Below are 23,781 nucleotides of genomic sequence, written 5' to 3'. Positions count from 1 at the left end.
CTAAATATTGGACTCTTTTGAGCAGCCAATTTCAGCATATTTTTGTAAAAAACAAAAACACATGAGCACTCCTCCATCCCATCTTTTACCCAGCAGATTACCCAAAAGATCCACTTCCGACAATGAGGTGATCTACGCCATTCTTGATGAAGCGTTATTCTGTACGATCAGTTACGCCGTTGACAATCGGCCATTTTCTATTCCAACTGCCTTTGTGCGCTATGAGGACAAAATTTACATTCACGGCTCAGTAGGCAGCCATTTTATCAGGGAGATCGAGAAAGGGATTCCGGTTTGCATTACCGTTATGCTCACCGACGCGCTTGTTGTGGCGAAGTCTGCATTCAGTCATTCTGTCAACTACCGGTCGGTTATAATATTTTCAAATGCCGAAAAAGTGGAGGACTGGGATACGAAAAAAGCTGCATTTGAATGGCTTACGACCAAGATCGTCCCCAACAGCTGGGATTATCTCCGTCCGATGACGGACAGCGAAGTCAGGAAAACAACTGCATTAGCATTCTCATTGGAAGAAGCCTGTGCCAAAACGCGGTCGGGCATGCCTAAGGACGAAGAGGAAGATTTGGAGCTTCCGATCTGGTCGGGCATCATTCCCATCCAGACAAAATATCTGGCGCCGGTTGCGGACGAGCTGAGCCAGAACATCCCGTTGCCAAAACATTTGGCTTAACCCATGCAACCTTGGGCAAAATTTGCGCATCTTTCGGTCAGATTGATACCAGATGAACCCAAACATTGCAAACCATGACAGGAAAGGAAATTTTTGACCGTTGCCAGTTGGCTGCCCTAAAAAACGGACTAGGTTCCCAGGAATTTCATTACGGGAATGTTTTATACCAAGCGCTCCAACTGGAAGGAGAAGAAAAAGTCTTTCAACTTTTGGAACAGGCTGAAAACACCGGAAAACGAGTTGGTTTGGGCTATTCTTCGGACACCTTTCAAAATTCGAACGATCCGGACATGGCAATTTTGGTTTGATTCGAGCACTTGATCCCGCATATTAAGAACAGAAAAATCCTCCTGAACACAGAAGGATTTTCTCTTCACATTCACCAAAAAAACACTTATTTTTCAATCACTACTTTACGCGTACTCATGGAACCGTCAGCATGGGTGATCAATAAAATATAATTCCCCGCTGCAACATTCCGGACATCAATTTCCGTAACCGGAGCCAACGATCGATAAACCGACCGGCCCGTGACCGTCAACATTTGAATACTTTTTATCTTATCAAAATCATCCGACTTCAACATTAACCGATCCGATGCCGGATTAGGATATACGTAAACTAATTCCCCTTCCCTTTCCGCCATCGTCTCCCCGACCTTCCTCCTGACCGTCTCCGACATATCATCTACAACATTCTCCGGAACCGGCGCAGCGCTGTTACCCAAAAGGTAAGCAGGCAAATAACGCCACGGACCATAGAGCTGGCCGGTCAATGCCAACGCCGGATCATATTTCACCCGCACACGCACCTTGGTTGAAGTCCCTTGCTTGGCAATCACACTTTTCATCTCAACCCCCGTCAACCCCAAACTCGCATAACCAATCCAAGAACCCGAGGACATCGTACTATTCGTAATTACATTATTCGCCCCCTTAGAAAACCCCTGGCCCTTAGCCTTTGTCTCCCAAACCAGCTTCCCCTTGCTCCTCCCAAGAAAAGACTTTGCATAAAGGCTAATTCCAAAATTGTTTTTGGCTTTTTGGGATTGGTTGATAGGGGTTGTGAGGTCGGAGTTGTAGAGGCGTAGGTTGTTTTGGAGGTTGTTGTTGGAGTTTGAATTTCCAAGATAGATTAAACCGATGTTCTTCTGTGTAAGACTCTCATAATTAAAGAATAGAGAAGTGATTGCTAAATCTCCATATCCGTCTCCATTAAGATCACCGGCAGAAGTTACTGACAATTCAAAATCAGTGAAGGGCTCGACAAGATTGGTATTGTTGAGATTCATAGGGATTGTACTATTGTTAATTCCAACAGATGATCCGAAATAAATCATTGATTTTCCCCGAATGCTTTGGGATACAAAGAAGTCAGGAACGCTTATAGCTAGATCACTGTACCCATCGCCATTTAAATCACCCGCATTTGAGACAGATGAGCCCATTCTAGCATTAGTTTGATTACATTCCAGAACATGAGGTGTGGTATTTAATCCACCTCCTTGTCCATAATAAAGTATGGCCGCGCCCTCGTTCGACTGGCCATTGCTATATTGACTCGCGCCGACAATGATGTCACTAAACCCATCTCCATTAACGTCCCCAGCACTTGAAACACTGATGCCAAAATTAGCTTGATCATTATCCTTTTCCAGTTTTATAAATGAATTCTTGGAAATTCCGGATTGCGACCCATAGTGAATAAATACAACCCCTTCCTGAATTTGACCATTCGAGTAATATGGACCTCCGCTAATGATATCGGAATATCCATCTCCGTTAATGTCGCCAGCACTGGAAACTGCATAGCCAAGCTGTGTAAAAACTTTATCACCTTCTAAAATTACAGCAGCCACTGGATTGACGCCACTTGGAGATCCATGGTACACGAACACAGCGCCCTCCTCTTCTTGACCATTATCATAGCTTTCGTCCCCTACCAAAATGTCTCCATATCCGTCTCCGTTGACATCACCTGCACTGGAAACAGACCAAGCCATAAGGGATGTACCTTTTTTGCTTTTAAGAATGGTATTCACATTTTTATTAACTCCTTGAGGCGATCCATAATATATAAATGCCGCGCCTGAAATGATTTCAAGTGTTTGAGGGTCCTGTTCCACGAAATAGGTAATGTCTCCTATTATTATATCCCCGTATCCATCGCCGTTGGCATCACCTGCACTGGATACGGACCAACCAAATTCATCGCTCGCCGGAACATTTTCAATGGTCGTGTTTGGGTTATTGCTAATGCCATTAATTGAGCCATAATATATAAAGACGGCTCCCGTTTCATTGTAGTCTGGAATTCCTATTATAAGGTCGCTAAATCCGTCTCCATTGATATCACCAGCTGAGGATGTACTCATCCTTTGATAATCAAATTGAAATTTAGTTGAGAAAGATGGAGGATTTTGAATCCCCTCCGCCATCCCCAACCAAACGAACGCCACCCCCTCATCCACCTGCCCCTTATCAAACCCATTCGCTCCGGTAATAATATCGCTATACCCATCTCCATTCACATCGCCAGCGCTTTTCGCTGCCCACCCTAACCCTGCATCAGCCTGGTTGCTTTCAAGTGTCGATGCTGCTGTGCTGATGATTCCGTTTGCAGAGCCATGGTGTACCACGACTGCACCTTCATTGCTTTCACCCTTGTCATATTGCCAAATGCCGATCATAATGTCGCTATAACCGTCCCCATTGACGTCCCCTGCACATGCGACCGAGATGCCCAGTCGTGCTTCGGCCTGGTTGCTTTCCAGCCTGATCGCCCCTGCTTTAATGCCTTGGGCTGATCCTTGATAAATGAATGCCGCGCCTTCATTAGCCTGACCATAATCATAGAGATAACTGCCGATAATGATATCGGAGTAACCATCGCCGTTCACATCGCCGGCTGTTGCCACGGCCCAGCCAAACTGCGCATTGATCTGGTTGCTTTCGAAGAAGATAGCAGCATTTTTACCGACTCCAATTCCCGATCCGTGATAGATAAACGCAGCTCCTTCATTGGTTTGACCATTGTCATAGGCATAAGCACCAATGATTACATCATTATAACCATCTCCGTTAACGTCGCCTGCACCTGCCAGGCTGTAACCATATTGAGCGCCGGCCTGGTCGGCTTCCAAAACAATAGCGGCTGCCGGGCTGATGCCGTTGGCCGAGCCGTGATAAATGAAACCTGCGCCTTCGTCTGCCTGCCCTTTGTCGTACATGGGAGCGCCGACAATCACGTCACTATAACCATCGCCATTAACATCACCCAAACCTTCCACAGCCCTGCCAAACTTCGCATCAGCCTGGTTGACTTCCAGAATTGTCCCGTTGCTTTTGATGCCAAGGGCTGAACCGTAAAAAACCATTGCCACGCCTTCTTTGTTTTCGCCTTTGCCATAAAAGGGCGCTCCAATGATAATGTCACTAAACCCATCCTTGTTAATGTCACCCGCAGAGGCGGCACTTATGCCGAATTGGGCCTCATTCTGGTTGCCTTCTAATGTTATTGTAGCATTCACGGCAATGCCCGAAGCCGAACCATGGTAAATAAACGCAGCCCCTTCATTGTTTTCACCCTTATCAAAAAAAGGCGCACCTACGATCACATCGCTGTAACCGTCCCCGTTGACATCTCCCGCAGAAGAAACTGCATAGCCTGCCTGGGCACCAGCCTGATTACTTTCCAGCACCGAATTGGCATTGGCTGGATTACCGTTCACGACAATCGGGTCAATGGTAACCGGATAAGTGGCATCTTCCACTGCCACGCTCAGCATTACCAGGCCATTTTTGTAGCTTAATGTTGCGGGTAATGTATCCCCCTTCGCATCCCAGCATTTAATATCTTTATAAATCAAACTGCTGACCACCTCGCCTCTCTTGTTTTCGGCGTAAAATTGCAACTGGTTATTTTGAAGATCTTTGACTTTTAAGCCTTTGGCGGATAGCCTTACTTGAAGTTCTCTAGTCGCTTTTGGTGCGGAACTGATTATGAAGTTCTGGCGTACGCCTTCCTCGTTGTTTATGAACTCTTCGGTAAAGCCGCGGTGCCTGATCTGCAATTTGTTATCTGCGTGGTGAAGTGCTGCATCAGTTTGAGGCCCTAGAATTTTTTGACCGTCTGCGTAAATGCCTTCATTGATGAGTTTGAAAGAAAAGTTATGGCCTGCCGAGTCAACGCGGTTATTCACCATCAGCTCGCCTGGCTTATAGTAGGCGCGCAGGCCCTGCTTGCGGTTCGGGCTTTGCAGCGATTTTTTTTCGTCGTCAAAAGAAATGTTGTATTCCCGTTTTGCCAGGCTTTGCTGAATGTTGCTGACAGTGCTGTCGTGGATGACATTGCTCTGTTGTTGATATTCATTCAGCCTAACCATTTTAGTTATATATGAAACGCTTTTGCTCAATGTTAGCCGCTGTGTGTTTAATATATAAGCGATTACCAACATTGAGAATAAAACGAAATAAAGGCCTTTTTTGTAGTGCTGTTTCATATTCTGAGTTTTCGTGTTTTAAAAAATTTGCAGTAGACAGTACATATCCTGTTCTCAAGGGCAGGCGTAAAAAAATAAAAATCATGTATGGCTATTCACTAAGATATACATCACTTTTCAATCACTACTTTACGCGTACTCGCGGAACCGTCAGCATGCGTGATCAATAAAATATAACTCCCCGCCGCAACATTCCGGACATCAATTTCCGTAACCGGAGTTAAAGAGCGATAAACCGACCGGCCCGTGACCGTCAACATTTGAATACTTTTTATCTTATCAAAATCATCCGACTTCAACATTAACCGATCAGATGCCGGGTTAGGATATACGTAAATCAATTCCCCTTCCCTTTCCGCCATCGTCTCCCCGACCTTCCTCCTGACGGTCTCCGACATATCATCTACAACATTCTCCGGAACCGGCGCAGCGCTGTTACCCAAAAGGTAAGCAGGCAAATAGCGCCACGGACCATAGAGCTGGCCGGTCAATGCCAACGCCGGATCATATTTCACCCGCACACGCACCTTGGTTGAAGTCCCTTGCTTTGCAATCACACTTTTCATCTCAACCCCCGTCAACCCCAAACTCGCATAACCAATCCAAGAACCCGAGGACATCGTACTATTCGTAATTACATTATTCGCCCCCTTAGAAAACCCCTGGCCCTTAGCCTTTGTCTCCCAAACCAGCTTCCCCTTGCTCCTCCCAAGAAAAGACTTTGCATAAAGGCTAATTCCAAAATTGTTTTTGGCTTTTTGGGATTGGTTGATAGGGGTTGTGAGGTCGGAGTTGTAGAGGCGTAGGTTGTTTTGGAGGTTGTTGTTATTATTAAAGTTGTTTCCGTAGTAGATAGTTGCAGAACCCTCATCAAAACTTTCATGATCAAAAAATTGGGTTCCAATAACTATATCACCATATCCATCCCCATTGATATCTCCTGCACCATCTAACGCTCGTCCTAAGAAATAAAATTCACGTTGACCTTGAACTTCAAAAATAGGCTCTGCAAAAATTCCAGCATTTGTTCCCGGAAAAATAAAAGCGGCCCCCTCCTCCTTCTCACCCTTACTAAAATAGTCAGCACCCACAATCACATCATGATATCCGTCAGCATTCACATCACCAGCACCTGCAACGGTTACCCCCAAATTTGAATGGGTCGCTGCAATTCCAATTTTGTTGAATTTGTCCGACAGTATTCCTGCAACAGACCCGTAGTAAATAAATGCAGCTCCTCCATCAATACTTATGTTATCATATCCTCTAGCCCCTATAACTAGATCACTAAAACCATCTCCGTTGACGTCGCCCGCACTTGATACAGAACAGCCAAATAATGCGTTGTGTTGGTCGCTTTCCAACTGTATAAATGAATTAGCATTTATTCCTGCTAGTGAGCCGTAAAAAATCGTTGCAGCGCCAGCATCTGTATAAATATTATCATAAAACTGTGCTCCAACAATTATGTCAGCAAATCCATCACTATTTACATCGCCGGCACCCGATGTGGAATAGCCGAACCATGCAAATGCCTGATTACTCTCTAATACTTTGACAGAATTTATTAATAGTCCCGCAGCGGACCCGTTATAAATGAATGCTGCGCCTTCTTCTTGCTCATTATTGGAATAAAATATCACACCTATAACTATATCACCAAATCCATCACCATTGGTATCACCCGCATTTGAAACTGAAAGTCCAAGCTCAATACCAGTCTTATTTCCCTCAATTTTTGTTTGTCCTATTTTAGATACTCCCAGATTCGAACCGTAGTAAACAAATACTGCACCCTCATTCTCTTGACCATTTTCAAAAAGCGGAGCTCCAACCACCACATCATCATACCCATCTCCATTGACGTCTCCTGCTGTGGAAACGGAAAAGCCAAATTTTGCTTGTTCTTTGTTTAACTCAAGAGCTGTCGTAAAAGTTGGCATAAGACCGTTAACAGAACCATGGTAAATAAAGGCAGCTCCCTCATCAACGTCACCATTATCAAAAAGACTGGCTCCTACAATTATGTCACCAAATCCATCGCCGTTCACATCTCCTGCTGCAGCTACTGACCACCCAAACAGTGCATTACCCTGATTGCCCTCTAGTTCCAGAACAGAAGTATTTGCCAGCCCACTTGCCATCCCCAACCAAACAAACGCTACGCCTTCATTATCCAACCCATTATCATACATATTCGCACCCGTTATGACGTCGCTATACCCATCCCCATTCACATCCCCAGCGCTCTTTACAGCCCAACCCATTCCTGCATCCGCTTGATTGCTCTCCAATGTTGATGCGGCTTTGATGTTGATTCCATTTGCAGAGCCGTGGTGGATAACTGCTGCTCCTTCATTGTTCTCTCCTTTGTCAAATTGCCAGATTCCGATCAGCACATCGCTGTAACCATCTCCGTTGACGTCCCCTGCACAGGCGACGGAGATGCCCATTCTTGCTTCGGCCTGGTTGCTTTCCAGCCTGACAGCGCCCGCTTTAATGCCTTGGGCTGATCCCTGATAAATGAATGCCGCGCCTTCGTTGTTCTGGCCGAAATCATAGTAATCACTGCCGACCATGATATCGGAATAGCCATCCCCGTTTACATCCCCGGCTGTGGCCACAGACCAGCCAAACTGCGCAAAGTTCTGGTTGCTTTCAAAGACCACAGCAGCAATTTTACTAACGCCAATAGCTGATCCATGATATACAAAAGCTGCCCCTTCGTTTGTTTGACCGTTGTCATAAGCGTAGGCACCGATGATGACATCGTTATATCCATCGCCGTTGACATCACCAGCGCCCGCGGAGCTGTACCCATATTGCGATTCTTTCTGGTCTGCTTCCAACACGGTGGCCGCTGCCAGCCCAATGCCGCCGGCCGAGCCGTGATAGATGAAAGCTGCACCTTCATCTGAATGGCCTTTGTCATACAAAGGGGCGCCCACAATAACGTCACTGTAACCATCACCATTCACATCTCCTAAACCCTCCACGGCACGGCCAAATTTTGCATTAGGTTGATTAACTTCCAATATTGTAGCATTGTTCAATATCCCCGAGGCTGAACCATAATAGATCATGGCCACACCTTCTTTGCTTTCACCTTTGTTAAAAAACGGTGCGCCTATAATAATGTCACTAAACCCATCCTTATTAATGTCGCCCGCGGAGGCTGCACTTATGCCAAATTGGGCTTCATTCTGGTTGCCTTCCAATGTCACGGCAGCAATCGCTGCAATGCCCGAAGCCGAACCATGGTAAATAAACGCAGCCCCTTCATTGCTTTCACCCTTATCAAAGAAAGGCGCACCTATGATCACATCGCTGTAACCGTCCCCATTGACATCTCCCGCAGAAGAAACTGCATAGCCTGCCTGGGCACCAGTCTGATTACTTTCCAGCACTGAATTGGCATTGGCTGGGTTACCGTTCACGACAATCGGGTCAATGGTAACCGGATAAGTGGCATCTTCCACTGCCACGCTCAGCATTACCAGGCCATTTTTGTAGCTTAATGTTGCAGGTAATGTATCCCCTTTCGCATCCCAGCATTTAATATCTTTATAAATCAAACTGCTTACAACCTCGCCTTTCTTGTTTTCGGCATAAAATTGCAGCTGGTTATTTTGGAGATCTTTGACTTTTAAGCCTTTGGCGGATAGCCTTACTTGAAGTTCTCTGGTGGCTTTTGGTGCGGAACTGATGATGAAGTTCTGGCGTACGCCTTCCTCATTATTTATGAACTCTTCGGTAAAGCCGCGGTGCCTGATCTGCAATTTGTTATCTGCGTGGTAAAGTGCTGCATCCGTTTGCGGCCCTAGAATCTTTTGACCGTCTGCGTAAATTCCTTCATTGATGAGTTTGAAAGAAAAGTTATGGCCTGCCGAGTCAACGCGGTTATTCACCATCAGCTCGCCTGGCTTATAGTAGGCGCGCAGGCCCTGCTTGCGGTTCGGGCTTTGCAGCGATTTTTTTTCGTCGTCAAAAGAAATGTTGTATTCCCGTTTTGCCAGGCTTTGCTGAATGTTGCTGACGGTGCTGTCGTGGACGACACTTTTTTGGTCAGGGATATTCTTTGCTTTGGTTTGCGCGGGAAGGTCCGGGATATGTGTGCCTGTTACCAGCTCGCTCATTTTCAATATGTAAGCCGCGGCCCACAGCATAAATAATATGAGATAAAGGCCCTTTTTGTAGTGCTGTTTCATATTGTGAATTTTAGGGTTTACAAATTTGCAGGCGACATCAAGTCCCCATTTCGCAAATCTTAGTAAACCAAAATTTTCAGCAACAAACCAATGAATGAACGGTGAAGTCTATTGAGCAGAAGGTAGTGGCTTGGTTTTTTCAGCTCATTTTTAAACAATAAAAAACACTATGAATACGGAACAGGACATGAAGAAAGATCTGGAAGAACGAATTCTTTCAAAACGGCAGCAGATTGAATTTGAACGCAAAAATTTGAGTCTTGCGACCGAATTTTCACAGGAGAACAGGGAAAATCCGGAGGTGATGGAGGAATCAAAGAATTTTGACGATCCTGCCGAGAGCGTTTTGGATAGCGATGAAGTAAAAGCGCTCAGAACAGCTGAAAAGGACTTGAATGAATTAATTAAGCAGCTTCAAGAGCTTAATAAGGGTTAAAAAGATTCGAGTTTTTCTTCCAGGAATGTTTTGTTGCGAACAAGCTCTGAAACAACTTCGCTCCACTTTCCTGGATCATTTTGAAACGGATCGTAATTGACATGAAGGCGGCCAACCACGCCGAACAAATCGGAGGATTTAACACGCAATTTAGAAACCAGCCCGAGCACATTGAAAACATCCAGAATCTGGTGCGCTGTTGTATATGAATAACTGTGCGTGGTGCAAAAAACAAGTGCTCCGTCTTTGTAATGGCACTCAATATGATTTTTCATGGCTCTGTTCAAACGTTTGTACTTGATTCAAAATATCATACCACAAAGTCTCGAAACCGGTGCATAGTTGCATATTTGCCGATCTTAAAACTAGATGGACACGTTTTGTAGAATTTCTTAAAAGCTGTGGAAAAATGATGGGCATGCTCATATCCCAGTTTATGAGCTACTTCTTCCACAGATAGCGAACAGTCCAGCAAAAGTTTGCGCGTATATTCCATTCGTTTTTCCCGTAGATAATGAAATATAGTCGTCCCGAAAAGCAGTTTGAAGCCTTTTTTGAGCTTAAACTCGTTGAGAATACAAATGCGGCTTAGCTGCGTCAGACTTAGTTCATCCAGGAAGTGAGCGTCGAGATATGCTCTAAGATGATACAGTTTTTCTGCTTCATCGGGCTTAATGTCTTCATGAACGAAATCGGAATTCCGGAACTGGCTGATCTGGTGACCAAGCAGTTCAAGCGTTTTTGATTGGATGAACAAATTTCGGAGCGGGCCTGCCGACTGGCAATTTCTTACATCATTTACTAACAGCTGCATAGTAGGCGTGAGATCCATCGTTCCCTTCACGCCGGAAAAAGGCTTGTTCTGAGCCAGATTATTTAAAACTTTTTCACTCCATGCATCATCGCAGCCAATGATATCGGCGAAAAAAGCTTTGTTAAAACTAATGTGAAACATTTCCAATTCTGCATGCGCCTCGACACGGTTGATATCGCCGTCATTAGGCGAAAAAACGAGGTTATGCGTTGCGGGACGCATTTTAAGTTCTTGGTTCAAACCCTTAAAATGCGTATTCAGCTTTCCCCGCATATGGAAATTGATGTTAACATTATCGCCTACATCATTCCCTTGAATGCAAATCTCCTTATTGGTGCTCCAACGCAGATCCATCACATGCATGTGCGGGAAAAGCGCATTCTTAAACCGGAGTGTTCCTACTTTTTCTTCCCGGAAACAAATGAAGCCGTCACCCTGCGAAGCATAATGATCTGCTCCGACATATTGCGGGTTGGGATAATTATTAAATTCAAGAATGTCAGTTGAGTTAAGGACATAAGCACCCATTTCGCGCGTTTTACAGGTTTAGTTTGTTTCGTTTTTTAACCAAAACAAAAATAACCCGTTTGACCACACCCGCTCATTTTGAGTTACTGAACGGATGCAAAAAAGCGTCGTACCATCCTATTAAGCATCTCCAAACTAGTTTCCGGTCGCCACAGGACGATCATTGCGCGACCATTCGCTCCATGATCCCACGTAAAGTGCGGCGCCATCCATACCGGCATCGGTGAGTGCCAGCAATGTATGACAAGCCGTCACACCGGATCCGCAATGCACGATTATATTCTTCGGATCCCGTGAACCCAATGCACTTTTATATTTTTCGGCCAATTCTTCGCTCGGCAAAAAGTTTCCGTCTTTATCCAGGTTTCCGGCAAAAGGAATGTTGACAGCACCGGGAATGTGCCCGGCAACGAGATCAATTGGCTCACTTTCACCTACATACCGATAATTTTCACGAACATCAATCACCATATAGTCAGGATTTTCCGCTGCCTCGGCAACTTCATCGGCATCCACACGGCGCATTTGATAATCATCGAATGGATATCTTGGTGCAGCAACCGGGCTCGGAGCTTCGCCCTTTACCGTCTGGAAACCTGCTTTTTGCAGCGCTTCAATTCCGCCGCTTACTACAAATACTTTCTCATGCCCCGCAGCTTTCAGCATCCACCAAAACCGGGCAGCAGCATTTGCACCCTTTTTATCATCATAAACGATCACAACGGCATCCGGAGTAATGCCCAATTTTCCCAGCGTTTCGCCAAAGACTTCCGGCGCTGGCAAAGGATGCCGGCCACCATGCGCAGCATTGTCTGACTTATGCGAAAGATCCGTTTCCAGATTTACAAAAAGAGCGTTTTCAATGTGTGCAGAGCGAAAACGTTCCCACGCATCCGGCCCGCCCCTGGCATCGACAATGATGGTTTTCTGATCTTCGATGAGCTGTCTGACATCTGCGGCTTTAATGATCTCCATAGGTTTCGGATTTGGAATTGATTGCTAAAAATATAAATATTTATGACCTGCCGTCAATTCCGAAAAGGATTTTTAACTATTTAGCAGCTCGAAAAAGTTATTAGCCAACCATGAAGAGTTCCGAATTTCTACCTGCGGACTTAGCACAATTGTCTGCATTACAGCCTCCTGACTGGGGCAGTCTTATCCCTAGATTCGAATATTTTATCAGTTCACCACACTGCCATCCGATCAAAATTTTGGAACAGGGAGAACTTGTAGCCGTCGGAACCTCTATTCTGCATGCGGATACGGCCTGGCTTGCCTGTGTTGTTGTGCATGACGGGCATCGGAAAAAGGGCCTCGGGAACGCGATCACAGAAGACCTTATTGCCAACATTGACCGAACTAAATTCAAGACCATTTATCTGGATGCGACCGAATATGGATATCCTGTCTATCTGAAATTGGGGTTTGAAGTTGAAACCACTTATACGCATTTAAGAAGCACCAGCAATTTGCAAGCGGCTTCTTCATCCGAATTCATCGTGCCGTTTGAGGCACTTTATCTTCCGCAGATTCTTGCAATCGATCAGCACGTTTCAGGAGAAGACCGCAGCGGCGTGCTTTCCGATTTTATTGATTCAGGATTGTTATATGTTGCGGACAATCAGGTGCAGGGATTCTATATTCCGGGTTGGGGCGATGGACCGATCATGGCCATTTCGGAAGCGGCGGGAGCTGCATTGATTAAACGACGGGCACAGGACGAAAGCGCGGCCGTACTGCCGTCCGATCACATTTTTGCGATCAATTATTTAAATGAACTGTCATTTCAACATTACAAATTGTCGAGACGCATGTTTCTGGGAGAAAAAAGAAACTGGCAACCCACCGGGATTTATAACCGCATTAGTGGCCAATTGGGCTAAAACAATCAATGAACATCAACCATTTAAAGCAAAAGTCATGAGAAAATCCTGGTACACCCTGTTACTTGTTTTAAGCTGTGTTACATTCTCAAATGCGCAAGGGAATGTTGAGTATAAGGCCAAATTGAAGCAAATGTTTGAAGCCTCCGGCTCAGAAAAATCCTACAAAGTTGCGATTGAGCAAATGTTCACAATGTTCAAACAACAAAAAACCACCGTTCCGGACAGCATATGGAAGCAATTTGAAGGCGAATTCTTAAAAACATCACTGGACGATCTGGTGGAAATGCTGGAACCGGTCTACGTTAAAAGCCTGACGCAGGATGATTTACAGCAACTCATTGCCTTTTATGAGACGCCTGTTGGTAAGAAATACGCTTCCAAAACGCCCATTATCATGCAGGAATCCATGCAAGTCGGGCAGCAGTGGGGACGGAAAATTGCAATGGAATTTCAGGAAAAGCTGAAAGCCAAAGGTTACTGATTATCTGAGTACCAAATCGCTGATCGAGGAAAACTCCGTATGCGGAGCCATCGCCTTAATGTTTCCTTTTTTGTCTAATAAAATGAAAAAAGGCGTCTCACTGATTTTGTAGCGCTGATTAAAACCATACGATTCCGGAACGGGAATGAAACCACAGTTCCGTTTCGGGATCGCATCCAAACATTCCTCTTCCGTGTTCAATGTAGTCCCTAGTGACACGATGTCAATCCCTTTTTTCTTATTCTCATTAATAAAATCAGAGATCACTTTGGTGCTGGCGAACGTGTAAAGGGGTTTTTCAAATTTGACCCAAAATCCGAGCAGCACATATTTTCCTTTCAGTTTCTCCGAATTATATTCCCTCCCGTCCAGGCCCTGCATAACAAACGGCGGGAGCGGCTCCCCTATCTCGGGCATCAGATCCGAATTTTGCATGACCGATCCATTGTCCTGGATCAGTAACTGGCTCTTTTTTACTATTTCAAAAGACGATGCTTTCCCGAATTTGTCGAATATCGGCTGAGTCCGGTAAACGCCCGGATTTTTTCGCAGCATTTCGTCATACACAGCATAGCTGATCCGCTTGCCGGAGGCGTGATCGTAGATCGGAGAATCCCTGGTCATAACGATCTGCTGGCTCACTTTCCCATTGTAACGGGTAACCTTTGGCTCCTGTGGCTGAGCATAAGCGATGGAGCAGACAGTGAAGAAAAAAATGTGTAAAAAAATCTCAGTACGACCGAAATTCATCTGGAACGTTTTTATTAATTAAGATTCTGTGCGTATCAAATATTTGATACTATATTGCACTATCAAAACGCAAATATCGTTGTTATAACTGGTTAGTGCTTCACAATATTTTAGAGGAAGTCCACTTATTCAAAAAAATATATGTTCGAGAGGATTCGTGAGAAGTTGGAAATTTTGGCGGATGCAGCTAAGTATGACGTATCTTGTTCATCCAGTGGCAGTAATAGAAAGAATGAAAATAAGGGACTTGGCGATGCGGAAGGAACGGGGATTTGTCACACCTACACCGAGGATGGGCGCTGCGTATCGCTGCTCAAAATCCTGCTCACCAATCACTGCATTTACGATTGCGCATTCTGCGTTTCGAGGCGCAGCAATGATATCAAACGAGCGGCATTTACGGTGGATGAAGTGGTGGAGCTGACAATGAATTTTTATCGCCGCAACTATATTGAAGGCCTTTTCCTGAGCTCCGGTATTTTCAAAAATGCCGATTATACCATGGAGAGGCTGGTAAGGATTGTAAAAAAGCTGCGGAACGAGCAGCGTTTCAATGGCTACATTCACCTGAAAACCATTCCCGGAGCAAGTGAAGAGTTGTTGAAAGAGGCGGGCATGTATGCCGACAGGATGAGCATTAACCTGGAAATGCCCACCGAATCGGGATTGAAATTACTCGCTCCTGAAAAGTCACACGAGGATGTGAAAAAGCCGCTGAACTACATTCAACAGACTATTACGCAGTTTTCGAGCGAAAAAGGGCTTATTAAGGCAGTCCCGAAGTTTGTGCCGGCCGGTCAGAGCACGCAAATGGTGATTGGCGCAACGCCGGAATCCGACAAGGAGATTATGCATACGGCAAATACATTCTATAAAAATTTTTCCCTGAAAAGGGTCTATTATTCAGGCTATATCCCCATCAGCCAGGATGCCCGATTGCCTGTTATAGGCTCACAGCCGCCGCTGATCAGGGAAAACCGGTTATATCAGACAGACTGGCTGATGCGCTTTTATGGATTCGATGTCAAGGAAATTTTGAATGATGCCCATCCCAATCTCGATGTGGACATTGATCCAAAACTGAGCTGGGCATTAAGGCACCTCGAAGATTTCCCCGTTGACGTCAATACGGCCGATTATAAGATGATCATGCGTGTGCCGGGCATCGGCGTGGGTTCTGCTTTGAAAATTGTTCAGGCCAGAAAATTCGGCAGGCTTCACCAGGACCAGCTTAAAAAGATCGGGATCTCATTCAATAAAGCCAAACATTTTATCCGCTATGCCGATAGTCCGCTGCAACTGCGGGACTATGAAGCAGGGCACATTAAGGCGGTGATCTTGTCGGAAAGTAGCAGTAAATACACGAAAGTCCCCAAGAACCAGCTTTCTATTTTCTGATGGAAATATTTGTGTTTGACGGGACGTTGGAGGGTTTGCTAACGGCAGTTTTTGAATGTTATCAGAAAAAATCTGAGGCCGTAAAGCTTGTCAGTCAAACGCATTACGTGCCTGATGTTTTCAAGGAAGCATTCACTGTCATTAGTGACGATGCGAAAGCAAACCGGGTGTGGAAGGGTTTGGCCAAAAAGCTGGATAGCAACTGGATGAAATCTATCTATAAAGCATTCCTTTCCGAGCAGCCCGCTACATTTCAGGATCTGTTTGAATTTATCCGTTACATTATCGACAGTCCGCCGGGCGCCGAGGCTAATTTCGGAAACAAATATGTTTTAGAAATCTCGCAGATGAGCCATAAAGTTCATCGGGAAAAGCATCGGATGGAAGCTTTTATTCGCTTTCAAAAAACGGCCGACCATATCTTCTACGCCCACATTGAACCCGATTTCAATGTGCTGCCCTTACTCATAGATCATTTCAAAAACCGCTACGCCGACCAGAAGTGGATTATCTACGATTTGAAACGGAAATACGGGTTATTCTACGATCTTGAAAAAGTAGAAGAGATCACTTTTGATTTCACAGCGGAAATGTCTCCGGCCCTCAATGCGCTTCCAGTTAATGTGCTTGATCCGCAAGAGGAATTATATGCGCTGCTTTGGAAAGATTACTTCCGCAGTGTCAACATTCCGGCGCGGAAAAACATGAAACTGCACATCCGCCACGTGCCGAAGCGTTACTGGAAGTATCTTTCAGAGAAACAGGAATGACGACTGCCATGCTCATTACAGACAACATCTTTTTAGCAATTTCTACAAAATTATTCTATCTCAACCCAGGAATTTATTTGATAATATTTGGATTAACGGCTGGTTTTTATAAATAAACGGTAGTTTTCAGTTATTATTCGGTAAGGTTGTAGCATGTAAATATATTAAGTTTGAAATGCACTATCCGAATATCGGTTAGCATTTTATACACAAAACTTAATATGATGAAAAACCTCTTTTACTTAACCTTATTATGGGTTGTCTCACTAGGTGCGCACGCCCAAATTCCCGCGGACAATTACAGGTTTTATGTAGACGAGGGGCGCAAAATGATTGTCTGTAACCAGGTTCCAACCGCGTCCCAGATAACAGGCTCTCCTATTCAAATGCAGTTCGGGGCGAAAGTCTTTACATTTTCAGGAAGTGTTACGACACTTACATATGGAGTGAAATACCTGGTGACAAACGGCGGACAGCAATATAGTTTATACTTCACGCAGCTCCCGTTGGTGAACCTGGACGTGCCGGATCCCGCTCAGATCAACCTGGAAGAAGAAATTCCTGGCGGCATATCGATCGCGGAAGCCACAAATTCTCCGCTGATTTCCAATATGGCGATCCGGATCCGTGGTAACAGCTCGTCATTTTTCCCGAAAAAGAATTACCGTGTCCAGTTCAAAGATGCACAGGGAAAGAACAAAGATGAATCCATTCTAGGGTTGAGAAGCGATAAGCGCTGGCTATTTTTTGGCATGTGGAATGAGGAATTGCGCTCTACAAACAATGTTTCGCATAACCTTTGGATTGATATGCATAAGCTGTATTACGCTTCATCGGAGCCGTCTGCAGTGTCTTCAATCCGCACCAGATATGTGGAGGTTTTTATGAATAAATCCTACAAAGGTGTATATATGATCGGTGAGGATATGGACCGCAAGCAACTGCAATTGAAGAAGAATGATGGCGATGTGATCAGAGGCGAATTGTTCAAAGCAGATGACTGGTCGCTTTCCGCCGCATGGGAAGGAATTGGTGTGGCCAGGCCTTCGCCCGGCGCGGAAGAATGGCAGAACTGGGAATTGGAATATCCCGATTACAGCGACTGGAACAGTCATCAGAATTTGTTGAAAGGCGTTATTGAATCATCCGACGATGAGTTCCGTGCTAACATCTGGACGCTTTTTAAGCAGGAAAATGTTATTGACTATTTCATTTTCCTAAACCTGTTGTCAGTGGAGGATAACATGGAAAAGAATTATTTTATCGGTCGCTACGACAAGGGACAGCCCTGGTTTTTTATTCCCTGGGATCTCGACGGGGCCTGGGGCTACTTTCCGGATGGGGTAAGAAGTAATAAAACGCAGGGTGACAGGCAAAACGGACTATTCAAAAAGCTCTTTCGTACCAATCCCGATGGCTTCAAAAACAAACTCGCCACCCGATATTTCGAGCTCAGGCAAAATATTCTCGCAGAAGCCGACCTTAAAAATCGTTTCCAGGCAAATTATAATTTGCTCAATTCCAATCTGATTTACGAGCGCGACGCAGCCGTTTCACAAGACAATTACGGCGGCGCCAATCGTTCGGGAGGTTTGGCATACGTCAACAATTACATTACGCAAAGGCTCAGCTGGTTGGATGCTTATTTCTGCCCTATGAAAGATGGAGGCTGCAATGGTCAACCAACCTGCGCATTTGATATCACAGCGAATGCTTCCAACACCAGTCCAGCTTGCGCTGCAAATGTATCATTATCAACCAATTGCACGGGCACAGATTGTTCCGGCGTAACGTACACCTGGACAGGAAATGGCATTAACCAAACGGGAAGCTCGATTAACATTGCAGCTCCGGGTGCAAACGGGTCCTATGTTTACACTGTAAAAGCATCTAAAAGCGGCTGTGCGGACAAAACGGCGACAGTGACTTTGAACATTAGCAATTGCAACCCGCCAGTGGGCAACGATCCATTCAGTGCATGCCTGGAAGCAGAGAACCAAAGTGGAAATGGCCCTATAACCGGCGATCCGAATGCTTCAAATGGCAGCACGCGGGGTGATAAAGATAATTACAATCACTACGTGGACTACGCTATCAATGGTGTGAAAGCAACAGGGGCGCATCAGGTGAAAGTTCGTTATTATGCCAACGCATCAGCGCAGGCAAGTTTTTCTGTGAATGGAAATGTGGTTATACCATCGGCCAGTTTTCCTCCCACTTATTCCTGGAACATTGTCTGGCGCGAGGAAACATTCAATGTAACATTGAATCAGGGCAATAATACGCTCAGGATTCAGGGATTACCGGGAGCCAGCATTCGGCAGGACAAAATATGCGTGACCGGCCCCGGCGGACAAAACCCGCAACAACCGACTTGTGCATTTGACATTACTGCAAACGCTTCCAACACAAATCCTGCCTGCTCTGCCAATGTTACATTATCATCCGGTTGCACGGGTGCAGATTGCTCGGGCGTAACGTACACCTGGACAGGAAATGGCATTAACCAAACAGGAAGCTCAATCAACATTGCGGCTCCCGGCGCAAACGGTTCCTATGTTTACACCGTAAAAGCATCGAAAAATGGCTGTGCGGACAAGACCGCAACGGTAACATTGAACATTACCAATTGCACGCCGCCGGTCGGTGGTGATCCATTCAGCGCATGTCTGGAAGCGGAAAACCAAAGTGGAAATGGCCCGATTACCGGAGATCCTAATGCCTCAAATGGCAGCACCAGGGGTGATAAGGATAACTACAATCATTACGTGGATTACGCCGTCAATGGGGTGAAAGCGACCGGTTCGCATCAGGTAAAAGTGCGCTATTATGCCAATGCTGCTGCTCAGGCGAGCATTTCAGTGAATGGCAATGTGATTTTATCTTCGGCCAGTTTCCCTCCTACTTATTCGTGGAACATTGTCTGGCGTGAGGAAACATTTAATGTATCATTGAATCAGGGCAATAATACGCTCAGGATCCAGGGACTGCCGGGAGCCAGCATTCGGCAGGACAAAATATGCGTGACCGGCCCGGGCGGACAAAACCCGCAACAACCGACTTGCGCATTTGACGTCACGGCAAACGCTTCCAACACAAATCCGGCCTGCTCTGCCAATGTTACATTATCATCCGGTTGCACGGGCGCAGATTGCTCCGGCGTGACTTACACGTGGACAGGAAATGGCATCAACCAAACCGGAAGCTCGATCAACATTGCGGCGCCGGGCGCAAATGGTTCCTATACTTACACCGTGAAAGCATTGAAAAACGGCTGCGCGGATAAAACGGCAACGGTAACTTTGAACATTAGCAACTGCACGCCTCCGGTCGGCGGTGACTTTGCATTGTGCCTGGAATCGGAGTTACAGGCCGGTAACGGCGCGATTTCCGGCGATCCCAATGCTTCCGGCGGCAGCACACGGGGATTGAAGGAAAACTCCAACCATTATGTGGATTATGCAGTGAATGGCGTGCCGAGTGCCGGGACTTACCAGCTGAAATTGCGCTATTCGGCGAGTTCAAATCCTAACATTTCAATTTCGGTAAACAGTGCTACGGCAATTGCAGCGGCTAATCTGCCTGCCACATATTCCTGGAACATTGTATTTCGTGAGGAGGTGTTTAATGTGACGCTTGCGGCAGGCAATAACACGGTGCGTATCCAAGGCTTAAATGGCCCGAGTATCAGACAAGATAAGGCTTGCTTCACCAGCAGCGGGCAGAACAATGCAAGGTTGGGCGCGCCGGAAACCATGCTCAATCCAGGCGGAGCTGACGAACGCCTGAATGTGTTCCCTAATCCCGCACCCGGAGAGTTTAATGCTAAATTCAACCTTTCCAGCCCGGATGGAGCAACCATCACCGTTACTGACATTCGCGGTCGCGTTTGGCATACTGCGAAAATAAAAGGAACTGGCAAGCAGGAAGCAAAAATTAAGCTGCCTGATGCGCCTGCGGGGGTTTATTTGCTTCAAATTAAAAATGGAGAAACAACGGAAACGAAAAAGTTGGTGATCACGCATTGATGAAACCGTTATCAACAGCAAAAGCCGGGCATAACCCGGCTTTTGCTGTTTTTTTCAATCACTATGCAGTTATTTGATCTTCGTTCCAAGCCAGTCTCTGCGGAATTTTTTCATTTCTTCTGTCACAGGCATGCCGGCCGTTTCATTTAGTTCTACCACCCATTTCGGGTTCTCCATGAATGTGATCATGCCAAGTTTGACATCCTCGCGGTGACGGTATTCAATGCCAATTTCCTCTCCCGGCTTGTGCGCATTAAGGATGACATTTAACTCAGCTTGCGTTGTCACAGTTTTCCCATCCAGTTTCAATATCTGGTCGTCAATGTCCAGGCCTGCCTTGTACAGGGGTGAATCAATGATTGTGTTGGATAAAATGGTAAGCTCCGTTCCTTCCTTATACCGCACATCTCCGACCCATGCTTTGCCGGCAAACTGTCTTTTCAAAGTCAAGCCAGCCATTTGAAGCAATGGCGCATAGTCGAAGGATTCGTGGCCATTGATATATTTTGCAAAAAAACCTTCTGCAAACGTTTTGTCCTTGCTGTAAGCCACAAGCACATCCGCCAGGTCACTCACCTGATAGGCTATTTCCGGTTTTCCCAGCTTTTGCCAAACGGCTTGCATATATCCGTCCAAAGTGAGCCCCCGCGCACGCAGTTGCAGATCAAGCGCCAATGCAATGGACGCGCCGTAAGGATAGTAGGAAGTGTAAATGTTGGGATAATTTGTCTTGTCAATCGAGACACCAGCATCCACAAAAACCGCATTATTACTAGCCTGGACTGGCGAAATACGCTTCGCACCAGCTGTATTTTCTTTGGTATTTACCAAAAAACTCAATGTCTGGCAATATTCCTCAGGTGAATCAAAGCCGGCACGGGCCAGAATAAGGTCGCCGTAATATTGCGTAAAACCTTCGGCGAACCAAAGCTCGGAACTCATGTTACTTTTTTCAAAATTGAATGGTTCGAGCGATTTCGGGCGGATGCGTTCGACATTCCAGGCATGAAAAAACTCATGGGAAAATACGCCCAGCAAATTATTTGCCCCAGTGAAAGCAGTGGGAATCGAGATCATCGTGCTGTTGCGGTGCTCCATGCCATCACCCCGCACATAGGGATTAATGCTGGCAAGAAATGTATACTGGCCGAAATCGAAAGCCGGAAATTCGCCGAATATCATCTGGCTTTCCTGTGTAATGCGTTTGATCTTCGCTGCAAAACTGTCTGCCAGTGAATCACTTCCGGCAATTTCCAGCGCAAGTCTGAATTTCACGGGCTTCTTATCCGGATTGTTCAATGTCCACTCCTTCATGACGAGCTTCCCGATCTTGATCGGAGAATCCATTAAATATTGCAGATCGGCTGCGCCGAATGTGTTTGGTTGGGCGGCAGGTTTGAGCTGTGTGGCAATGGTCCATTTTCCTTCTTTGGGCAAATTGAATTTTACCTCAATCGGTGCATTCTGCAATTCTTTTACCCATAGAAAAGTGGCGGGTGCATTCAAGTGAATGCTGTTCTGATCCAAACCGGCGTAAGTCCCGTCGGCATGATTGGCGTAAAGCGTGTATTGTACTTTTACAAAACCGTTCAATCCTGAAACTTTATAAACATCGCCGTCAACACGTTGGATTGCCATGTCGCGGCCTGCTTTATCCATTGCTTTTACGTCGTACACATTCTTTCCATACTCGTGTGTGGCATAGCGACCGGGCGATGAGCGGCTCATGCGGAATGTCAGTTCTTTCTGAGGCGCATCGGTGACCGTTGCAGCAATGCTGGCTTCGTGGTGGATGAGATTGGGGAAAGAAATGTCATAATTAATCTTTTGCGCAAAAGCGTTGCCCGCAAAGCATGTGAGCGAAAACAGGTAAATGAGTTTTTTCATAGCAGCTTTAAAATGAAAACGGAAGCGGCCAATTTAATCTTAATCTTCTACATTTAATACGGCGGTGATTGCACTGAGCGGATAATTGCTTAATTTTTCCGTTCTAAATGATATCCTAACCTGAAATAAGCTCATTGATGAGACAAATACTTTTGCCCTTCTGCATCTTCTTCTTTCTTAGCGTTTCCCACCAATCACAGAGCCAGACAAAAACACTTTTCAATGGCAAGGACTTAAAAGGCTGGCACATTGACGTGCCTGATATGGATAAAGATCCTGCGCTGAAAACACCGTTCCTTGTGCGTAATGGTCTGTTAATAAGCCTTGGAACGCCGGGGGGACATTTGATTACGAATGATCAGTATGAGAATTTTCGTTTCACATTTCAATATCGCTTTGCTGGTAAGCCGGGCAATTGCGGCGCGCTTGTTTTCGTTTCTACGCCCAGGGCGCTTTATGAAATGTTTCCAAAATCCATCGAGGTGCAGCTGATGAATCAGAATGCCGGTGATTTCTGGTGTATTCAGGAAGACATTACGGTGCCTGATATGGAGAAAAGGCGTGGACCGAAAGAAAAATGGGGCGTCAACGGCGACAAACTAAGAAGAGTCCCCAACCTGACGGACGGCACGGAAAAGCCGCTGGGTGAATGGAACTCCATGACGATCGAATGTGTAAAAAATTCGATCAAGGTGTGGCTGAATGGCGTGATGGTTAATTACGGTTATAATGCGACTGCACAGAAAGGACAGATTGCTTTGCAGTCGGAAGGATCGGAAGTTGAGTTTAAGGAAGTGAAAGTTGCATCTATTAAATCGTTCTCGAAATAAATGTTTGATATAAAATCGGACCGGCTGATCAGGAATATAGCCATCTTTTTGATCCTTATTTCCAACTTCGGCTGCGACCAGATATCAAAGAATGTCGTTCGCAAAAATGTCGGTTTTTATCAAACGATAAGCGTTGTGGAAGACATTGTGACGATCACTTACGTAGAAAACACCGGTGCTTTCCTAAGCATTGGCGCGGGGCTTCCGCACACGATGAAGGTCATCTTACTCTCGGTTATTCCGCTGATCGTGCTCTTTTTTGGCGTTGCCTACATATTGTTGAAAAGAAACCTCACGCTTATGAGCGCGCTGGCGCTGAGCTTTGCCATTGGCGGCGGCATAGGAAATATTTATGACAGGCTCATGCACGGTTCGGTAACCGATTTTCTGCACATTAACCTTGGCTTCTTCCAAACCGGCATTTTTAACATGGCCGACGTGTCGATTATGATGGGCATGTTCATCTTTTTCATCCAATCCTACACCAGGCAAAAAGCCAGGATATTAAGGTGAATGTCAAATCCCGGCGGGATAAAATATCGGTAGCAAAAGGTCGGTTAGCGTCAAATC

17 protein-coding genes are annotated in these 23,781 nt (G+C 45.7%); 10 read left to right on the top strand and 7 right to left on the bottom strand.

The window, feature by feature from the left end:
• Positions 1-61 precede the first annotated feature (61 nt).
• Positions 62-691, top strand: coding sequence for a pyridoxamine 5'-phosphate oxidase family protein (locus L0660_RS18565; protein ID WP_235160716.1), 630 nt, complete (start codon positions 62-64; stop codon positions 689-691).
• Between the two features lie 74 nt (positions 692-765).
• The gene (locus tag L0660_RS18560; RefSeq protein WP_235160715.1) at positions 766-999 is read left to right on the top strand and encodes a hypothetical protein; all 234 of its coding nucleotides are present in this window, start codon (positions 766-768) and stop codon (positions 997-999) included.
• An 86-nt stretch (positions 1,000-1,085) separates the two neighbouring features.
• Here L0660_RS18560 and L0660_RS18555 read toward each other — a convergent pair whose 3' ends face one another.
• Positions 1,086-5,192, bottom strand: coding sequence for an FG-GAP-like repeat-containing protein (locus L0660_RS18555; RefSeq protein WP_235160714.1), 4,107 nt, complete (start codon positions 5,190-5,192; stop codon positions 1,086-1,088).
• Positions 5,193-5,302: 110 nt separating this feature from the next.
• A complete protein-coding gene (locus tag L0660_RS18550) occupies positions 5,303-9,400 on the bottom strand; it encodes an FG-GAP-like repeat-containing protein (protein ID WP_235160713.1) in 4,098 nt (1,365 codons plus the stop codon).
• A gap of 169 nt (positions 9,401-9,569) precedes the next feature.
• On the opposite strand from L0660_RS18550, the gene L0660_RS18545 reads away from it, so the two are divergent.
• On the top strand, positions 9,570-9,836 hold the full coding sequence (locus tag L0660_RS18545; protein ID WP_235160712.1) for a hypothetical protein: 267 nt from the start codon (positions 9,570-9,572) through the stop codon (positions 9,834-9,836).
• On the opposite strand, the gene L0660_RS18540 is transcribed toward L0660_RS18545, so the two are convergent.
• The 3 genes from L0660_RS18540 to L0660_RS18530 all read right to left on the bottom strand — a co-directional run bounded on the left by L0660_RS18540 (position 9,833) and on the right by L0660_RS18530 (position 12,153).
• Positions 9,833-10,111 carry a hypothetical protein gene (locus tag L0660_RS18540; RefSeq protein ID WP_235160711.1) on the bottom strand — a complete coding sequence of 93 codons (279 nt, stop codon included), beginning with the start codon at positions 10,109-10,111 and terminating at the stop codon, positions 9,833-9,835. The two genes, L0660_RS18545 and L0660_RS18540, sit on opposite strands and share 4 nt — an antisense overlap.
• Positions 10,112-10,146: 35 nt before the next feature.
• Complete coding sequence (locus tag L0660_RS18535; RefSeq protein WP_235160710.1) at positions 10,147-11,178, bottom strand: AraC family transcriptional regulator; 1,032 nt, start codon at positions 11,176-11,178, stop codon at positions 10,147-10,149.
• Between the two features lie 135 nt (positions 11,179-11,313).
• A complete protein-coding gene (locus L0660_RS18530) occupies positions 11,314-12,153 on the bottom strand; it encodes a sulfurtransferase (protein ID WP_235160708.1) in 840 nt (279 codons plus the stop codon).
• Between the two features lie 110 nt (positions 12,154-12,263).
• Here L0660_RS18530 and L0660_RS18525 point away from each other — a divergent pair, with 110 nt between their 5' ends.
• Positions 12,264-13,064 carry a GNAT family N-acetyltransferase gene (locus L0660_RS18525; protein ID WP_235160707.1) on the top strand — a complete coding sequence of 267 codons (801 nt, stop codon included), beginning with the start codon at positions 12,264-12,266 and terminating at the stop codon, positions 13,062-13,064.
• A gap of 37 nt (positions 13,065-13,101) precedes the next feature.
• Entirely contained in the window at positions 13,102-13,548 is a 447-nt protein-coding gene (locus L0660_RS18520; protein ID WP_235160706.1) for a DUF2059 domain-containing protein, read from the top strand.
• Here the strand turns inward: L0660_RS18520 and L0660_RS18515 are convergent, their stop codons facing one another.
• Positions 13,549-14,298 carry a thioredoxin family protein gene (locus L0660_RS18515; RefSeq protein ID WP_233798046.1) on the bottom strand — a complete coding sequence of 250 codons (750 nt, stop codon included), beginning with the start codon at positions 14,296-14,298 and terminating at the stop codon, positions 13,549-13,551.
• Positions 14,299-14,439: 141 nt separating this feature from the next.
• On the opposite strand from L0660_RS18515, the gene L0660_RS18510 reads away from it, so the two are divergent.
• From L0660_RS18510 to L0660_RS18500, 3 genes are all read left to right on the top strand, one after another.
• Entirely contained in the window at positions 14,440-15,696 is a 1,257-nt protein-coding gene (locus L0660_RS18510) for a putative DNA modification/repair radical SAM protein (RefSeq protein ID WP_233798045.1), read from the top strand.
• On the top strand, positions 15,696-16,466 hold the full coding sequence (locus L0660_RS18505; RefSeq protein ID WP_235160705.1) for a TIGR03915 family putative DNA repair protein: 771 nt from the start codon (positions 15,696-15,698) through the stop codon (positions 16,464-16,466). The genes L0660_RS18510 and L0660_RS18505 overlap by 1 nt, the downstream gene beginning before the upstream one ends.
• Before the next feature lie 221 nt (positions 16,467-16,687).
• Positions 16,688-20,494, top strand: a complete 3,807-nt coding sequence (locus L0660_RS18500; RefSeq protein WP_235160704.1) for a CotH kinase family protein — start codon at positions 16,688-16,690, stop codon at positions 20,492-20,494.
• Positions 20,495-20,563: 69 nt separating this feature from the next.
• On the opposite strand, the gene L0660_RS18495 is transcribed toward L0660_RS18500, so the two are convergent.
• Positions 20,564-22,381 (bottom strand): M61 family metallopeptidase, encoded by a 1,818-nt coding sequence (locus L0660_RS18495; protein ID WP_235160703.1) that lies wholly within the window; start codon positions 22,379-22,381, stop codon positions 20,564-20,566.
• 137 nt (positions 22,382-22,518) lie between these two features.
• On the opposite strand from L0660_RS18495, the gene L0660_RS18490 reads away from it, so the two are divergent.
• A complete protein-coding gene (locus L0660_RS18490; protein WP_235160702.1) occupies positions 22,519-23,211 on the top strand; it encodes a DUF1080 domain-containing protein in 693 nt (230 codons plus the stop codon).
• On the top strand, positions 23,212-23,724 hold the full coding sequence (gene lspA / locus L0660_RS18485; RefSeq protein WP_233798040.1) for a signal peptidase II: 513 nt from the start codon (positions 23,212-23,214) through the stop codon (positions 23,722-23,724).
• Positions 23,725-23,781: the final 57 nt, after the last annotated feature.

Origin of the sequence: Dyadobacter sp. CY351 (assembly GCF_021502625.1) — a bacterium.
GTDB classification, from domain to species: Bacteria; Bacteroidota; Bacteroidia; order Cytophagales; family Spirosomataceae; genus Dyadobacter; species Dyadobacter chenhuakuii.
The sequence above is the reverse complement of the archived record's forward strand: the minus strand, read 5'-3'. Positions and strand labels throughout refer to the sequence as shown.

Coding starts and splice junctions, on each gene's coding strand:
- L0660_RS18565 (WP_235160716.1), top strand. CDS start 62: ATGAGCACTCCTCCATCCCATCTTTTACCCAGCAGATTACCCAAAAGA.
- L0660_RS18560 (WP_235160715.1), top strand. CDS start 766: ATGACAGGAAAGGAAATTTTTGACCGTTGCCAGTTGGCTGCCCTAAAA.
- L0660_RS18555 (WP_235160714.1), bottom strand. CDS start 5,192: ATGAAACAGCACTACAAAAAAGGCCTTTATTTCGTTTTATTCTCAATG.
- L0660_RS18550 (WP_235160713.1), bottom strand. CDS start 9,400: ATGAAACAGCACTACAAAAAGGGCCTTTATCTCATATTATTTATGCTG.
- L0660_RS18545 (WP_235160712.1), top strand. CDS start 9,570: ATGAATACGGAACAGGACATGAAGAAAGATCTGGAAGAACGAATTCTT.
- L0660_RS18540 (WP_235160711.1), bottom strand. CDS start 10,111: ATGAAAAATCATATTGAGTGCCATTACAAAGACGGAGCACTTGTTTTT.
- L0660_RS18535 (WP_235160710.1), bottom strand. CDS start 11,178: ATGGGTGCTTATGTCCTTAACTCAACTGACATTCTTGAATTTAATAAT.
- L0660_RS18530 (WP_235160708.1), bottom strand. CDS start 12,153: ATGGAGATCATTAAAGCCGCAGATGTCAGACAGCTCATCGAAGATCAG.
- L0660_RS18525 (WP_235160707.1), top strand. CDS start 12,264: ATGAAGAGTTCCGAATTTCTACCTGCGGACTTAGCACAATTGTCTGCA.
- L0660_RS18520 (WP_235160706.1), top strand. CDS start 13,102: ATGAGAAAATCCTGGTACACCCTGTTACTTGTTTTAAGCTGTGTTACA.
- L0660_RS18515 (WP_233798046.1), bottom strand. CDS start 14,298: ATGAATTTCGGTCGTACTGAGATTTTTTTACACATTTTTTTCTTCACT.
- L0660_RS18510 (WP_233798045.1), top strand. CDS start 14,440: ATGTTCGAGAGGATTCGTGAGAAGTTGGAAATTTTGGCGGATGCAGCT.
- L0660_RS18505 (WP_235160705.1), top strand. CDS start 15,696: ATGGAAATATTTGTGTTTGACGGGACGTTGGAGGGTTTGCTAACGGCA.
- L0660_RS18500 (WP_235160704.1), top strand. CDS start 16,688: ATGATGAAAAACCTCTTTTACTTAACCTTATTATGGGTTGTCTCACTA.
- L0660_RS18495 (WP_235160703.1), bottom strand. CDS start 22,381: ATGAAAAAACTCATTTACCTGTTTTCGCTCACATGCTTTGCGGGCAAC.
- L0660_RS18490 (WP_235160702.1), top strand. CDS start 22,519: ATGAGACAAATACTTTTGCCCTTCTGCATCTTCTTCTTTCTTAGCGTT.
- lspA (WP_233798040.1), top strand. CDS start 23,212: ATGTTTGATATAAAATCGGACCGGCTGATCAGGAATATAGCCATCTTT.